We start from the raw sequence: 16,010 nt of genomic DNA, 5'->3' as shown, positions 1-16,010 counted from the left end.
ATTGGAGGATAAAAAGATGCGCTCAAGCCTTGATAACATGAACTATTATCAAGGCGAATTATAAATAGAATTCTCCATACTATCTTTATTCTTTATTCATACTTTCGATTAAGTCGAGTAATCTTTGTCTTGTAACATCTGTTTCGTCTTTCAATAATTTAAAATCATATCCAGATTTATTTTGATTTACTTGAACTTCTAACAAGTCCCCTTCTTTTGCATCTATCGTAAATTTATCTTTTAAAATGACTAGTTTGTTTGCTTTATTATCCTTTTCAAAAAGCACAACAAAAAAGTCATCAAATCGATCTAATACATATTTAGTTGAATTCACTACGAACAGCCCCTTGACCATATTAATTAATAAAAGTTTGTATCATATATTTTTAAACATGAATTGTTGGATTTTAGTTTATCTTTATTATTCTATACTATTTCTTACTCATTTTTCATCTAATTTGAGAAATATTTAATTTTTTTAATAAGTTCATGACTATTTCACCATTCTAAGTAAATACTACGAATTGAAAAAACAAAATTAGGAGGAAACAAAGTTGAAAAATAATATGAATTCTTCTGCTCATAACGCAAGTAATTCTAAAGGTGTTAGTGAGAAGTTTAATGACCCACAAAAATTAACCGATGTCGAGAAGAAAGAACTTCGTGTAAAAGATGGACAACATAATCATCATGTGGACGAAAGAGGAGGAGCTAACTAGCTCTTCCAATAGGAAAAGAAAGCGCAAGCGCCCTTTAAGTGTATCTTGTCTTCATCGCTTTTAGCGTGCTTTGGACAGCATGTCGGCCATATTATTACGGGATATGCTTTAATAGGGACAGGAAGTGGCAACCACTTCCTGTCCCTATTTTTCGGTAATCCTATGGCAGTCGTTTGTCCGTCACCCGCTTGAAACGATTGGAGTCAGGTGGCTTTTGCTTTAGGTTAATGAAAGAAATACATTCTATCTACCTGGAGAGCAGCGCCCGAAGATACAATTTCGGGCGCTCTTCGCTTCTCAATTTAGAAATGCTGCCTATTTTTTTCAAGTATTAATGTCGAAAACATATGAACAAAAACGATGGCAGTGAAAAACTTGAAATTAGTACTACTTTTATAAGAACTATTTACTGTATATCATTTAAAGAATTTAGCGCGACGCATGAGACTCCTGCGGGAAAGCGAGACAGACGAGACCCCGCACGAAGCGAAGCGTAGGAGGAGGCTCGTCGCTCGCCCGCGGAAAGCGAATGCCAAAGCGCTAAATTCTCTTAGGACTATTTGATAGATAATTTATATGAATGACACTTTTTCAGTGCCCTCGAAGCGAGGAGGCTGAGGCAACGCCCTTCGGAAAGGGAGACGTTTCAACGATTTTCTTATTAATTGGACTATTGGACAACCCTTTTGAAAAGTAGAATTATAGGGTCTTTTCAGTGCCCTTATAATCTTTACTATTCCTAGTAAAAGTACTATAAACACCAGTTTCATATTACATCAATTTTATATACTTTCTTATCTTTTTAAAAAGCTACTTCCTTTTTGTTAGGAAGTAGCTTTAATATTATACAAATTGAATCATTTTATAGTTCTTTTTCCCTCGACGTATAATCATAAATTCGTCTTCTAATCGATCTGATTCACCAACTACGTATGCAACATCCGTTATTTTCTCACCATTTACGGAAATAGCACCATTTGTCACATCTTCACGTGCCTGTCTTTTCGAAGGAGAGACACCAGCTTCAACAATAAAGTCCACGATGCTTTTTTCTTCTTTTGACATTTCAACGGAAGGAACATCTTTAAAAGCCTCTTTCATTTCTCCAGCTGTTAATTCTTTTAGATTTCCACTAAATAATGCTTGAGAAATACGAACAGCTTGTTCCAAAGCTTCTTGACCGTGAATTAATCGAGTCATTTCCTCGGCAAGTGCAATTTGACCTTTGCGTAAGTGCGGCTCATTTTCTATTGTTTCTTGGAATGCCTCAATCTCACTACGATCCAAGAAAGTGAAAATTTTCATATATTTAATAACATCTGCATCTGCTGTGTTAATCCAGAATTGATAAAACTCGTATGGAGAAGTCTTTTTCGCATCTAACCAAACTGATCCGGATGCGGATTTCCCAAATTTCGTTCCATCTGCCTTTGTTACTAATGGTATAGTTATTCCAAAAGCTTTAGTCTCTTCCTCATGTGTTTTACGAATCATTTCAAGACCTGTTGTTATATTTCCCCACTGGTCAGAACCACCAACTTGTACTTTACAGTTGTAAGTATTGAATAAATGGTTGAAGTCAATACCTTGAATTAATGTGTATGCAAACTCTGTAAAGGAAAGGCCAGAATCTAATCGAGATGCAATCGAATCTTTCCCTAACATGTAATTAATATTAATAAGCTTACCAAAGTCACGTAAAAACTCAATAACAGACATTGGTCCGATCCAATCATGGTTATTAACCATCTTTGCACCATTTTCCGTATTAAAGTCAAAAATGCGCTCCATTTGCGTTTTGATGCCACTTACATTTTTATCTATTTGCTCAGTAGTTTGAAGTACTCGCTCTTCAGAACGTCCAGAAGGATCTCCAACCATCCCCGTTGCTCCTCCAACTAACAGAATTGGACGATGTCCATGAAGTTGGAAACGGCGAAGCGTTAATAATGGCACAATATGCCCAATATGCATACTATCTGCAGTTGGATCTACTCCACAATATAAAGAAATTTTTTCACTATCTAATAATTCTTGTAATCCTTCTGCATCTGTTTGTTGGTAGATAAGCCCTCTCCAAGTTAAATCCTCTAGTAAAGCGTTTGTCATTTCAATCTCCTCCTTTAATGTATGCGCTAGCACTTATGTCAGCCCACTGGGCCAACTTGCTGGGGCTGGCTCGAAACTAAATAAAAAAAGTCCCTGCATGAAATAAATCATGCAGGGACGCTTAGACAATTAGCGCGGTACCACCCAGCTTGAAGGAATAACCTTCCGCTCGAATCACGATATCGTTGTGAAAACGTCTAACTCCAAGCCTGTAATTCATCCCTGTACACTGACTAGCTTTCACCAACCGCTAGCTCTCTAAACAGTATGCACAACAACTACTTCGGACTTTTCCTCGTTAAAATATATACCTATTTTACCTAATCTAAATCGTATGTCAATAACTATCGTCTATTGATAATCGATTATGGTATAATAATTCTTGATTTGGGGGTCGAACGATTAATGAATAAATGGATGGAGAAAATCCAACTTTACAAAGATAAATTTGATGAATGGCAATCTACTAAATGGGCAAAAGGACTACGAATATCATCTAGTGTGATATGGAACTTGAGTATACTATTCGTTATTATAGGTACTGCATTTGGAATCTTTGCTGCTTCTGTTGGAGCTGGATATTTTGCATCTCTTGTTAAAGAAGAACCATTACGTGAGAAACAAGAAATGCGAGATGCAGTATTTAACTATGAAGAAACGTCCGAGATATATTTTGCTGGTGATGTCTATTTAGGTAAATTACGCACGGACCTCGAACGTACTGAGACGAAGCTATCTGCTGTTTCTCCGTATGTAATAGATGCTGTATTAGCAACTGAAGATGAATATTTTGAAATGCATGATGGGATAGTTCCAAAAGCAATTTTCCGTGGCCTTCTTCAGGATGTCACAAACTCTGATACACAAACTGGTGGAAGTACGTTAACACAACAATTAATAAAAAACCAAATACTAACAAACGAAGTATCTTATGAACGAAAAGCAAAAGAAATCCTTTTGGCTATGAGACTAGAAAAATTCATGACGAAGGATGAAATATTAGAAGCCTATTTGAACATCATTCCTTATGGACGAAATTCAAATGGAAGAAATATTGCTGGAATCGAAACTGCAGCTCAAGGAATTTTTAATGTAAAGGCAAAGGATCTTACATTACCACAAGCAGCTTATATTGCTGGGATTCCTCAAGCACCTTTTGCTTATACGCCATTTAGAAAAGGCGGAGTTAAAAAAGAGGGAGAAGCATTACAACCAGGTATTGAAAGAATGAAGACGGTTTTATTCCGTATGAAAGAGACAGGCTATATTACAAATGAAGAATATGAGTCTGCTAAAGATTATGATATTACACAAGATTTCAGAGAGCCAGAAATAATTCCAGAAGAAAAATATCCATGGCTAACGTTTGAAATTGAAAACCGTGTTAAAGGAATTCTAAGAGAACAGTTTGCTACAGCAGATGGGATAGACCCTGAGAGATTAAAAACGGAATCAAAGCTCTATGATAAATATGATATTATAGCAGCACGTGCAGTAAGTACTGGCGGTTATAGAATTCACACTACTATTAATAAAGACATGTATGAAGCCATGATTAAAGTCAAAGATCAGTTTGATTCTTATGGACATACATTCACAAAAGAAGTGAAAGATCCAAATACAGGAGAAACCATTGCTCAAGATTATCCTGTCCAAGTAGGAAGTATGCTTATTGAAAATGGGACAGGTAGAATTTTATCGTTCCTTGGAGGTCGTGATTATAATTTAGAACAATTAAATCATGCAACCCAAGCCGTTCGTCCAATAGGTTCTACTATGAAGCCTTTATTAGTATATGCACCTGCTATTGAATATGGAGTAATTGGTGCTGGAAGTCCTGTAATCGATGTGAAACTTGAAAATCTCGGAAGTACAACTTGGACGCAATCTCCACAAAACTATACAAAAAATCAAGAAAAGGGCATCATTTCAGCTCGTGACGCTTTAAAAACTTCACAGAACTTATCGACTATTCGTCTATATGATTTAATCATGGATAGAAAACCTACAGAGTTTTTGAAGAAAATGGGCTTCGAACATATTGAAGATGCTGAATATGCAAATCATGCATTATCTATTGGTGGTATGACAAACGGTGCAACTGTGGAAGAAAACACGAATGCTTTCGGAACTTTTGCGAACAACGGTCAATTTATTGATGCATATATGATTGAAAAAATTGAAGATGTCGATGGCAATGTCATCTATCAACATAAAATTGAACCTGTTGAAGTTTTCAGTCCTGCAACTGCATATATCATTACAGATATGCTTCGAGACGTATTGTCTGAAGGGACTGCATCAGTTGCAAATTCAAGATTAAAATTTCAATCCGATTTTGCTGGTAAAACTGGGACAACGCAAAATCATAATGACTCTTGGCTTGTTGGATATAATCCAAACGTTTCCCTTGGTGTGTGGCTTGGATATGATTACAATGAAACATTATTTTATATGAATAATCGATACAACCATCCAAGTGTCCGCATTAATATGCTTTGGTCCAATATGATGAATGCAATGTATGATGTGAATCCAGAGCTAGTAGATGCACCAAATCCATTTGCCATCCCAAAAAATGTTGTAACAAGATCTTTCTGTGGTATTTCAGGACTTGCAGCATCCGATGCATGTGCACAAGCTGGACTAGTCAAATCAGATTTGTTTAATGCCGCTGCAATGTTACCTACAGCACCAGATGATAGTTTAATAACTTCATCTTATGTTGTGATTAATGGAAATAAATATCGTTCTCTAGACTCTACTCCTAGTGAATTCGTTGTAAAAGGAGGATACGGAGTAAACGAAGACTTTATCAAACGGATGCTTGGTAAATTTGGAGGAGATGCGAGTAAGCTATTCCCTGAAGACTCTACTTTTGCTGGGAATGTTGTGTCTGAAGAGGTATATAAAGCAGATGGTAGTCCTCCATCTACTGTAAAAGCTTCCTTATCTGGAAAAACGGTAACATGGACTAATTCAGAGTCCACTGATGTTGTTGGTTATCGAATATATCAAGTCGTAAACGGCGAAAGAGTGCTCGTTTCCTCTAAGCTAGAAGCAGATGATAAAAGTTTTGCTATCAATGGAAATGGTAAATATATTGTCGTAGCGGTTGATATTACTGGATTACAATCAGGTGCTTCTAATGTCGTTTCTATTGAAGAGGACAAGCCAGAACCACCTCCAGAACAAGTAACACCGCCTACTACACCGGGCAATGATGGAGATAGTGGAACAACTCCTCCTACTGAAAATGAAGAAACTCCAACTGACGACGAAGATTAGTTTTAAATGCAAAAGCCACAGTGATCGGATATACTTGATCACTGTGGCTTTTATTAATCTTCCATTGTGGACAGGTCTCCTGTTGGTAATTTCAATTCCCAAGCTTTCAATACTCGACGCATTATTTTACCGCTTCTTGTTTTAGGTAATTTATCTTTAAATTCAATTTCTTTTGGTGCGGCATGCGCTGCAAAACCATTTTTAACAAATTGCTGAATATCTGCAATTAATTCATCTGAAGGCTCATATCCTTCATTTAATGCAATAAATGCTTTTATTATTTCTCCTCTTACTGGGTCTGGCTTTCCAATTACTCCAGCCTCCAATATAGCTGGATGTTCAAGTAATTTACTTTCCACTTCAAAAGGTCCCACTCGTTCTCCAGAAGTCATAATTACATCATCTACTCTTCCTTGGAACCAAAAGTACCCATCTTCATCCATATAAGCGGAATCTCCTGAGAAATACCATTCATCATTCATAAAGGTAGACTCATATTTTTCTCTATTGTTCCAAATTTGACGCATCATGGATGGCCAACCTTTTTTAATCGCTAAGTTCCCCATTGTAAATGGTGGAACAACATTTCCTTGATTATCAATAATTGCTGCTTCCAGTCCTGGTAATGGTTTACCCATTGATCCAGGTTTAATCGGTAAACAACCATAGTTACATATCATTTGTGCCCCTGTTTCTGTCATCCACCAAGTATCATGTATGCGTAATTGGAACACTTGCATCCCCCACTTGATGACTTCTGGGTTTAATGGTTCACCAACTGAAAGAATATGTCGAAGGGAAGATAAATCATGTTTTTTTACCGCTGCCTCCCCTGCTCCCATTAACATGCGGAATGCAGTTGGAGCACTATACCAAACAGTCACCCCATACTCATCAATCGCATTATACCAAGCATCTGGAGAGAAACGTCCTCCAAGTACAAGCGAAGTAGCTCCAGCTAGCCACGGTCCAAAAATTCCATATGATGTCCCAGTAACCCAACCTGGATCTGCTGTACACCAATAAATATCTTCATCTTTAATATCCAATACCCATTTCATGGATTGATATTGTTGAACCATTGCATAATGCACGTGTAAAATTCCTTTTGGCTTCCCTGTTGAACCTGACGTATAATGCAAAATTAACCCATCTTCTTTATCTACCCATTCTATTTGAACTGCATCAGCTGCTTTTTCTAGTGCTTTATTAAAATCAATCATTTTCTCTGACTCTTCTACATTCTCACCTACTAGAAATACTGTTTCTAGACTTGGTAGTTTATCTAATGGAATCCTATTAAGTAATTCAGGTGTTGTAACAATTGCTTTCGCTTCACTATCTAGTAAACGATCATATACGGCACCTTCCATAAATGCTTCAAAAAGCGGACCAACAATGACACCTAATTTAACTGCACCTAAAAGCGCAAAATATAATTCCGGAGATCTTGGCATAAAAATAAATAGTCGGTCTCCTTTTTCTAAACTAGAATATTGTTTGTATACATTTGCAGCTTTATTACTATTCGCTTTCATATCTTGAAAGGTATATGATTCTTTCCGATTGGCATCTTGATAATAAAGTGCTACTTTATTTTTTTTATCGGATTCCGCATGTCTATCAATTGCTTCGTAAGCCATGTTAATGTTGCCTGTTTCATACCACGAAAAAGTTTTTTCTGCGTCTTCCCATTTAAAGCTTTTTACTGTCTCTTCATAGTCCTTTAACTGATAATCGCCTTGTACAACCGGTAATACTTCAATTTTCATAAAATTCACCCTTTCAATAACTATATTCTCTTATTCTACAATATTTGTTCACATTTTTGTTAATGTTTTTACTTTTTTGAATGTTTCATTATATTTAAAGATGAAATAACTTTATCGTATAAAAATCATGTATAATAGTTTCAATTGCAATTACTTATAAAGGTGGTGAATACGTGATACACAACAAAACCTATCATGCGAAAGAATTTGAAACAAAACATGGCTATGTTGTTATCGAAGGTCCAATTCCATCAGAGGAAGTAGCTAAATATGAATTTCATGAGGATTTAGTAGCTTTCCGTCCCCCCGTTCAACAACATAAAGCAATTATCGAAATTGCTAAATTACCTGAAGGAAGAATAATTATTGTTCGTGATCAAAATACGATTGTTGGCTATTGTACGTTTCTTCATCCGGATCCACTTGAACGATGGTCTCAAGGGAATATGGAAAATTTAATAGAACTAGGCGCTATTGAAGTAATTCCGAAATTCAGGGGAACGGGAGTAGGAAAAACACTTCTTCGAGTTTCCATGATGGATGATTCAATGGAAGATTATATTACGATCACAACTGAATATTATTGGCATTGGGATTTGAAAGGAACTGGCTTAAATGTTTGGGAATACAGAAAAGTAATGGAAAAGATGATGCAAGCTGGTGGACTTGAATATTTTGCTACAGATGAGCCTGAAATTAGTTCCCATCCAGCGAATTGTTTAATGGCTAAAATAGGAAGCAGAGTAGATGCTGAATCTATTCAGCAATTCGATCAACTCCGGTTTATGAATCGCTTTATGTACTAATTGTGTAAAAACCTTAAGTCCTAAAGTAAGGCATTTAGAAAGGGGTCCATTCAAGTGATTGTAGAAGAAATTATGAATACTTCCGTACCTACATTAACACCTACACATACAATAAATGATGCACTTCTACTATTAAAAGAGAAAAAGATACGTCACTTACCTATCATTAATAATCATAGAGAACTTGTTGGAGTAGTTACAGATCGCGATTTAAAAGGAGCAACCCCTTCATCACTAATAAACTCTCAAACGCCTGAAATATTTGAGCGACCATTAGAAGAAATAATGACAAAAAATCCGATTACAGGTCATCCATTAGATTTCGTAGAAGAAACCGCTAATATCTTTTATGAATATAGAATCGGATGCCTACCGATTGTAAGTAAAGGGAAACTTGTTGGTATGATTACGGAGTCCGATTTATTGTATAAATTTATCGAACTAACGGGCGTTCATCAGCCAGGTTCACAAATCGAAGTTCGTGTACCTAACAAGCCTGGAGTACTATTTGAAGTATCTAAAGTTTTTTATGAAGAAAAGGTAAATGTATTAAGTGTTCTTGTGTATCCAGATAAAGTGCATAGTGATTACAAAGTATTAGTATTGCGAGTAAAAACAATGAATCCGCTGAAACTTATAGAAGCGGTTAGAGCTGAAGGGTACGAAGTGCTATGGCCTAATCATCCAGGAAAAGATATATGAAAAATGCAGTATTTATCTTTTCCGATGATCAGTTAGGTTATAAATTTTCGGATACGCACCCGTTCAATCAGAAAAGACTAACATTAACTGTCGACTTATTAAACGAAATGAATGCACTATCTTTATCGGATGTTGTAGCACCAAGAAAAGCAACGGATGAAGAACTATGTTTAGTACACGACCCCCAGTATGTAGAAATTGTGAAAAAAGCAAGTTTAGAAACTAGCGAATCACAGATATATGAGAATTATGGTATTGGAACAGAAGATACCCCTATTTTCCCACATATGCATGAAGCTAGCGCAGGTCTTGTAGGTGGAACGCTCACAGCGGTAGAATACGTAATGGAAGGAAAGTCACAACATGCAGTCAATTTAGGTGGCGGATTACATCACGGATTTAAAGGACGTGCTTCTGGTTTCTGTGTCTATAATGATAGCTCTGTTGCTATAAAATACATGCAGCAGAAATATAATGCTCGTGTTCTATACATAGATACAGATGCGCATCATGGAGATGGTGTGCAATGGAGTTTTTATGATGATCCGAATGTATGCACTATTTCTATACACGAAACGGGTAGGTATCTCTTCCCTGGAACAGGTAATATTACGGAAAGAGGTTCAGGAGAGGGATATGGAACTTCTTTTAACTTTCCAGTGGATGCATTTACAGAGGACGACTCATTTTTGGAAGTATACCGTACTGCTTTTAGTGAGATAGTAGAATCCTTCAAGCCAGACGTCATTATCAGCCAAAATGGAGCAGATGCTCATTATTTTGACCCACTAACCCATTTATATGGAACAATGAAGATTTATCAAGAAATTCCTAAGCTTGCGCATGAGCTTGCTCATACATACTGTGGTGGAAGATGGATTGCAGTAGGCGGTGGTGGATATGATATTTGGAGAGTAGTACCTCGTGCTTGGTCATTGCTTTGGATGGAAATGAACGATTTCAAAACTCCTAAAGGCGAATTACCGAAAACATGGATTAATCGATGGTCTAAGGAGTCTCCTGTGCCACTAATTCCTACTTGGATGGATCCTAACCCTCTGTATGAGCCAATACCCCGTAAGGCAGAAATAACCGAGAAAAACAAACAAATGCTTGAAAAAGCATTATATTTACTTCGTAGTCAGCAATCATATAAAAATCACCAGTAGAGTAAAAAATACTACTGGTGATTTTTACATTTTTATAAGCATAAAAAGATTTCAAATTCATTTAAAGGTTAATACTTATTAGTTGTTATAACGAGGGCACTGAAAAAGTCGATACTCTTTTTATTTATAAATAGGATACTTGAGATGCAAAAGTGCATTTAAAGTGTCATTCTAATAAATTTTCTATCAAATAGCCGCTAAGAGAATTTATCGCTTTCGCATTCGCTTTCCGCGGGCGAGCGACGAGCCTCCTCCTTCGCTCCACTTGAGGGCACTGAAAAAGTGTCATTAGAATAAATAATCTATCAAATAGTCCTAAGAGAATTTTGCGCTTTGGCATTCGCTTTCCGCGGGCGAGCTACGAGCCTCCTCCTTCGCTCTGCTTCGTGCGGGGTCTCGTCTGTCTCGCTTTCCCGCAGGAGTCTCATGCGTCGCGCTAAATTCTCTTAAATAAATATACAGCAAATAGTTCCTACAAAAATACTAATTCGAGTTTTTCAGTGCCCTCCTCCACTTCGTGCGGGGTCTTGTCTGTCTCGCTTTCCCACAGGAGTCTCATGCGTCGCGCTAAATTCTCTTAAATCAAATAAAGCAAATAGTTCCTAAAAAAATCTAATTCGAGTTTTTCAGTGCCCGATGGTATTGTATAAAATTAAAAAAGTAGAGTAGGAACTTTACAACTATTCCACACTTTACTTTTTATTTCTAATAAATCGTTGAACAAGGCGACACTCCTGCGGGATTAGCATTAGCCGAAGACCCCGCAGCGCAGCGAGGAGGCTGAGGCAATGCCGGCGGAAAGGGAGCCGTTTCAACGATTTTCTTATTTATTGGAATGACAACCTCATCTAGCAACGTCAAATTGTATTAACTTTAAAAATAGACAGTCTTTCAGTACCCTTGATATTACTTTACGGAGTCTCTTTCTTCAATTCGATAAGGAAGAATGACTGTATGCTCATCAATTTTTTCTTTATTCATGTACTTAGTTAACAGTCGCATAGATACTGCTCCTATATCATATAAAGGCAATACAACACTTGTTAACTGTGGTCTAACCATACGGGCTAGTTTAGAGTTTTCAAAACTAATGACTTCAATGTCTTCTGGTACCCTTAACCCATTATCTTGCGCTCCATGTATTAAACCTATTGCAATCTCATCATTATCCGCAAAGAATGCAGTTGGAGGATTATCTAATTTGCTTAGTTTTTCCCAAGCAAGTAGTCCATCGTCATATGTATTCTCAACGCCAACAATTAAATCTGAATCGATTTCTATACTTGCTGCATCCAAAGCCTTTTCATAGCCGAATAGCTTATGCTCTTGATTAATAGCAGAAGCCATGGAACCAGATACAAATGCAATGCGTTTATGTCCATTTTGAAGCAATCGATTAACTGCATCCACTGCAGCTTTATCATATTCAATATTAACAGAAGGGAATGAGTTGGAAGATTCGATCGTACCAGCTAAAACGATCGGCACATGCGATCTTTCCATCTCATGTAGCATTTCTTTCGTTACTTGATCACTCATCATAACAACGCCATCTACTTGTTTACTATATAACGTTGAAAGAAGTTGCACTTCTTTGTCTTCTTGTTGATCGGAGTTCGTTAAAATAATGTTATACCTGTACATTGTTGCAATATCTTCTATTCCACGTACAAGCTCCGCATAAAATACATTTGATATATCTGGGATAATGACCCCTACGGTCTTTGTTTTTTTACTTGCAAGTCCTCTAGCGACTGCATTCGGTCGATAATCTAATCGCTCTATTACTGCTAACACTTTTTGACGAGTTGCAGGCTTTACATTTTGATTTCCATTTACTACTCGAGAAACGGTTGCCATGGAAACATTCGCTTCCCTAGCCACATCATAAATTGTAATAGTCAATGCTTTCCCCTCCTTTTTTTAGGAATAATTATACTATACATAAATGATACTTGATATGTACACTAACTTTCAATCATATAGTAAAACCGACTCTATAAAAAGAGTCGGTTTTGTGATTATTTAATGTCAAACGGAATCATCTTTTACTAATTATGCGTGAACTTCATGTGTTTTCATGAATTTTTGTAAAGAATTGTAGAACTCATCGAATTGTTGTAAATTCATTTGTTGAGCCGCATCCGATAACGCTACTGCAGGATCTGGATGAACTTCAGCCATTACTCCATCTGCTCCAATAGCGATTGCAGCTTTCGCAGCAGGTAATAATATATCTCTACGTCCTGTTGAGTGAGTTACATCAACAAATACTGGTAGATGCGTTTCTTGCTTTAAAATCGGAACTGCTGAAATATCTAATGTATTTCTAGTAGCTCTTTCATACGTACGAATTCCACGCTCACATAGAATTATTTGATCATTACCTTGTGACATGATGTATTCTGCCGCATGAATAAATTCATCTAACGTTGCTGCGATTCCTCTTTTTAATAACACTGGTTTATTAATAGATCCTACAGCTTTTAGTAATTCAAAGTTTTGCATATTTCGAGCACCAACTTGTACTACGTCTACATAGTCAAGTGCCTCATCTAAATGGCTAGGAGTAACAATTTCAGATACTACAGCTAAGCCATATTCTTGTGAAATTTGTTTTAATATTTTTAAGCCTTCTAATCCTAGGCCTTGGAAATCATATGGAGATGTACGTGGTTTGTATGCTCCACCACGAATTAATTTCAATCCTTTTGATTGGATTGCTGCAGCCACTTCCGCTACTTGTGTATAGGATTCTACAGCACATGGGCCAAATACGAATGATGGTGTCCCCGTTCCAATTTTTTCACCATTTATCTCCACAACTGTATCTTCTGATTTCTTTTTACGTGATACAAGAAGTGCTTTCTTTTGATCGTCCACTTGCAGCTCTAATGCAGTTTTAAATATTTCTTTAAAAATATGCTCCACTGTCGACTGTGGTAGTGGACCAGAATTATTTTCTTTTAAATGATCTAGCATATGTCTTTCACGAAGAGGATCATATCTATTCACACCTTGCTTTTCTTTCACTCTACCTATTTCTTGAACAACTCCAGCTCTTTCATTGATCAACTGTAAAATTTCTACGTTGATTTCATCTACACGTGCGCGTAACGCCTCTAAATCTACATGACTCATAGATATTTCTCCTCTCTTTTCCCTACCGATACTTTCTATCGACTGAAAATTATGATACATTTTAAGGTATTAGACATATTATAATCAATGCATGGAAGAATGTCACGCATTTTATTTTAGCGCTTCAACTCGCTAAAGTGCATAGTGAAAAAAGGACGTGAGAATTTGTCATCTAAGTTATTTGCACTGGATATTGGTACAAGATCTGTAGTAGGAATTATTTTAGAGGAACGCAACCAAGCCTTTCATGTTGTAGATATTATAGTAGAAGAACATAAAGAACGGGCAATGGTTGATGGTCAAATACATAATGTGCTAATGGTTGCCGAAATTATTATTTCTATTAAAAGACAATTAGAAGAAAAACATGGTCCTTTGGAAAAAGTAAGTGTTGCAGCTGCTGGTCGCGCATTAAAAACAGAAAAAGCGTCTGTTCAAATGGATATTAAAAATAGACCAATATTTTCAGAGGAAGACGTGAGTCGTTTAGAACTTTCTGCAGTTCAAAAAGCTCAAACTAATTTAGTCCAAGAAGACATTGAAAAGCAATCAAGCCACTATTATTGTGTAGGTTATAGTGTATTATACTATCGACTTGATGGCGAAGAGATTGGAAGTTTAGTTGACCAACAAGGTACAGAAGCATCTATCGAAGTAATTGCTACTTTTTTGCCAAGAGTTGTTGTGGAATCTTTGTTATCTGCATTAAAGCGTGCAAATTTAGAAATGGAAGCATTAACACTAGAACCAATTGCAGCTATAAATGTATTAATACCAACATCGATGCGACGATTGAATGTTGCACTCGTTGATATTGGAGCAGGAACTTCAGATATTGCAATTACAGATCACGGTACAGTTGTGGCTTATGGAATGGTTCCTAATGCTGGTGATGAAATAACAGAAGCATTAAGCGATCATTATTTATTAGATTTTCCGCTTGCTGAAGAGGCAAAGAGGGCTCTTAATTATCAAGACTTTATCCGTATTCAAGATATTTTAGGTTTTGATCAAAATATACCAAAAGAAGAAGTTATTGATGTTATTCGCCCAGCAACACTTGAATTGGCTGCCTCTATTTCAACTGAAATTCTTCGATTAAATAACAATCGACCTATAAAAGCAGTCATGTTAGTAGGAGGAGGAAGTTTGACACCAGCTATTACTTCAATTCTAGCAGAAAAACTAAATCTTCCTGATAACAGGGTAGCCGTTCGTGGTATTGATGCTATTCAAAATTTAACAAAAGAAGAACATATTCCAATATCTCCCGAACTTGTTACACCGATTGGAATTGCAATTGCTGCAAAACGAGCGCCGATTCAATATATGTCTGTTGAAGTAAACAATCAAATCGTTCGACTTTTTGAATTAAAAGAAATGACTGTCGGTGACGCCTTGCTTGCTGCAAATATTTCTGCTCGAAAACTATATGGAAGACCGGGAGCAGCACTTTCTGTACAAGTAAATGGTATAGATATTTATATTCCTGGAGAGCATGGAAAACCAGCAGCAATTCAACTGAATGGACAAGACGCAAATACTAAAACACTAATAAAAAATAAAGACACTATAAAGCTATTGGAAGGACAAGACGGAAGAGCAGGTGTAGCAACTGTACGAGATTTACTAGATGATGCATCTATCAAAAAGATTACTTTCCAAGATATTATGTATGTTGTAGAACCAAATGTTACAGTAAATGATAAAAAAGTGACTCTTGATACTCCTTTAAAAGAGAGAGACAAAGTCACATTTAGTACACCACAAACGGTGGAACAAGTACTTTATGCAATTCAAAAAGATAGTTATTTATCTGAATTGAAGCCATTTGTAGTTACAATAAAAGATAAAAATCATTTTATTCCGGAGTTTACCTCTTCATTATTGTTAAATGAGATTCCAGTGAAACTTCAATATCCTGTACAAGATAATGACGTTTTACAATTTAATATTGCAAATGCACCATCCTTGCAGCAAATTGCAGATCAATTAGATAGAAAACTTATCGATCGGATTAAAGTATTTTTCCAGCAAAACGAAGTTGAATTATATAGAGAGTGCGCTATCGTTTCTAAAGGAGAACATTCTCTTTCACCTGAAGAGAAAGTCTCTAATGGATCCATACTTCAATGGCATGAAGTAAATGATTCACCTTGGATATTCCAAGATGTATTTCGTTTTTCCGATTGGACTTTGCCTAATAATGCTGGATCATTCCAAATATTAAAAAATGGACAAACATCAGGCTTTGACGAAGAAATTTTCGGCGGCGATTATCTTGAAATAGTTTTTAATTCATAA

At 36.5% G+C, this 16,010-nt stretch carries 11 protein-coding genes and 1 other annotated feature; of the genes, 6 read left to right on the top strand and 5 right to left on the bottom strand.

What is annotated here, in order from left to right; genetic code table 11:
* Nucleotides 1-85: 85 nt before the first annotated feature.
* Nucleotides 86-334: a DUF3006 family protein gene (locus tag FG384_RS15915; RefSeq protein ID WP_166462460.1), complete on the bottom strand. Its 249-nt coding sequence runs from the start codon at nt 332-334 to the stop codon at nt 86-88.
* A gap of 220 nt (nt 335-554) precedes the next feature.
* Here FG384_RS15915 and FG384_RS19875 point away from each other — a divergent pair, with 220 nt between their 5' ends.
* The gene (locus FG384_RS19875; RefSeq protein ID WP_166462459.1) at nt 555-719 is read left to right on the top strand and encodes a hypothetical protein; all 165 of its coding nucleotides are present in this window, start codon (nt 555-557) and stop codon (nt 717-719) included.
* A gap of 843 nt (nt 720-1,562) precedes the next feature.
* On the opposite strand, the gene tyrS is transcribed toward FG384_RS19875, so the two are convergent.
* Nucleotides 1,563-2,828 (bottom strand): tyrosine--tRNA ligase, encoded by a 1,266-nt coding sequence (gene tyrS, locus FG384_RS15910; RefSeq protein ID WP_142643697.1) that lies wholly within the window; start codon nt 2,826-2,828, stop codon nt 1,563-1,565.
* Nucleotides 2,829-2,938: 110 nt separating this feature from the next.
* Nucleotides 2,939-3,133, bottom strand: a binding site (T-box leader).
* A gap of 100 nt (nt 3,134-3,233) precedes the next feature.
* Here tyrS and FG384_RS15905 point away from each other — a divergent pair.
* A complete protein-coding gene (locus tag FG384_RS15905) occupies nt 3,234-6,116 on the top strand; it encodes a transglycosylase domain-containing protein (protein WP_142643696.1) in 2,883 nt (960 codons plus the stop codon).
* A gap of 53 nt (nt 6,117-6,169) precedes the next feature.
* Here the strand turns inward: FG384_RS15905 and acsA are convergent, their stop codons facing one another.
* A complete protein-coding gene (gene acsA, locus FG384_RS15900) occupies nt 6,170-7,888 on the bottom strand; it encodes an acetate--CoA ligase (RefSeq protein WP_142643695.1) in 1,719 nt (572 codons plus the stop codon).
* Between the two features lie 173 nt (nt 7,889-8,061).
* Here acsA and FG384_RS15895 point away from each other — a divergent pair, with 173 nt between their 5' ends.
* The 3 genes from FG384_RS15895 to FG384_RS15885 are packed head-to-tail and all read left to right on the top strand — an operon-like array spanning nt 8,062 to nt 10,565.
* Entirely contained in the window at nt 8,062-8,694 is a 633-nt protein-coding gene (locus FG384_RS15895; protein WP_142643694.1) for a GNAT family N-acetyltransferase, read from the top strand.
* A gap of 54 nt (nt 8,695-8,748) precedes the next feature.
* On the top strand, nt 8,749-9,396 hold the full coding sequence (locus FG384_RS15890; RefSeq protein ID WP_142643693.1) for an acetoin utilization AcuB family protein: 648 nt from the start codon (nt 8,749-8,751) through the stop codon (nt 9,394-9,396).
* Nucleotides 9,393-10,565 (top strand): acetoin utilization protein AcuC, encoded by a 1,173-nt coding sequence (locus FG384_RS15885; RefSeq protein WP_142643692.1) that lies wholly within the window; start codon nt 9,393-9,395, stop codon nt 10,563-10,565. Before FG384_RS15890 ends, FG384_RS15885 begins: the two co-directional genes overlap by 4 nt.
* 906 nt (nt 10,566-11,471) lie before the next feature.
* Here the strand turns inward: FG384_RS15885 and ccpA are convergent.
* Nucleotides 11,472-12,470 (bottom strand): catabolite control protein A, encoded by a 999-nt coding sequence (gene ccpA / locus FG384_RS15880; protein WP_142643691.1) that lies wholly within the window; start codon nt 12,468-12,470, stop codon nt 11,472-11,474.
* A gap of 150 nt (nt 12,471-12,620) precedes the next feature.
* Nucleotides 12,621-13,706, bottom strand: a complete 1,086-nt coding sequence (locus FG384_RS15875) for a bifunctional 3-deoxy-7-phosphoheptulonate synthase/chorismate mutase (protein ID WP_142643690.1) — start codon at nt 13,704-13,706, stop codon at nt 12,621-12,623.
* 165 nt (nt 13,707-13,871) lie between these two features.
* On the opposite strand from FG384_RS15875, the gene pilM reads away from it, so the two are divergent.
* Nucleotides 13,872-16,010: a pilus assembly protein PilM gene (pilM, locus tag FG384_RS15870; protein WP_142643689.1), complete on the top strand. Its 2,139-nt coding sequence runs from the start codon at nt 13,872-13,874 to the stop codon at nt 16,008-16,010.

The sequence above is a fragment of the Psychrobacillus vulpis genome, assembly GCF_006861825.1.
GTDB classification, from domain to species: Bacteria; Bacillota; Bacilli; order Bacillales_A; family Planococcaceae; genus Psychrobacillus; species Psychrobacillus vulpis.
Note: the sequence above shows the minus strand (reverse complement) of the source record. Positions and strands in the feature narration are given on the sequence as shown.

Bases quoted from the DNA above. Each gene is read 5' to 3' on its own strand.
- tyrS (WP_142643697.1), bottom strand. From the start codon at position 2,828: ATGACAAACGCTTTACTAGAGGATTTAACTTGGAGAGGGCTTATCTAC.
- FG384_RS15905 (WP_142643696.1), top strand. From the start codon at position 3,234: ATGAATAAATGGATGGAGAAAATCCAACTTTACAAAGATAAATTTGAT.
- acsA (WP_142643695.1), bottom strand. From the start codon at position 7,888: ATGAAAATTGAAGTATTACCGGTTGTACAAGGCGATTATCAGTTAAAG.
- FG384_RS15885 (WP_142643692.1), top strand. From the start codon at position 9,393: ATGAAAAATGCAGTATTTATCTTTTCCGATGATCAGTTAGGTTATAAA.
- FG384_RS15875 (WP_142643690.1), bottom strand. From the start codon at position 13,706: ATGAGTCATGTAGATTTAGAGGCGTTACGCGCACGTGTAGATGAAATC.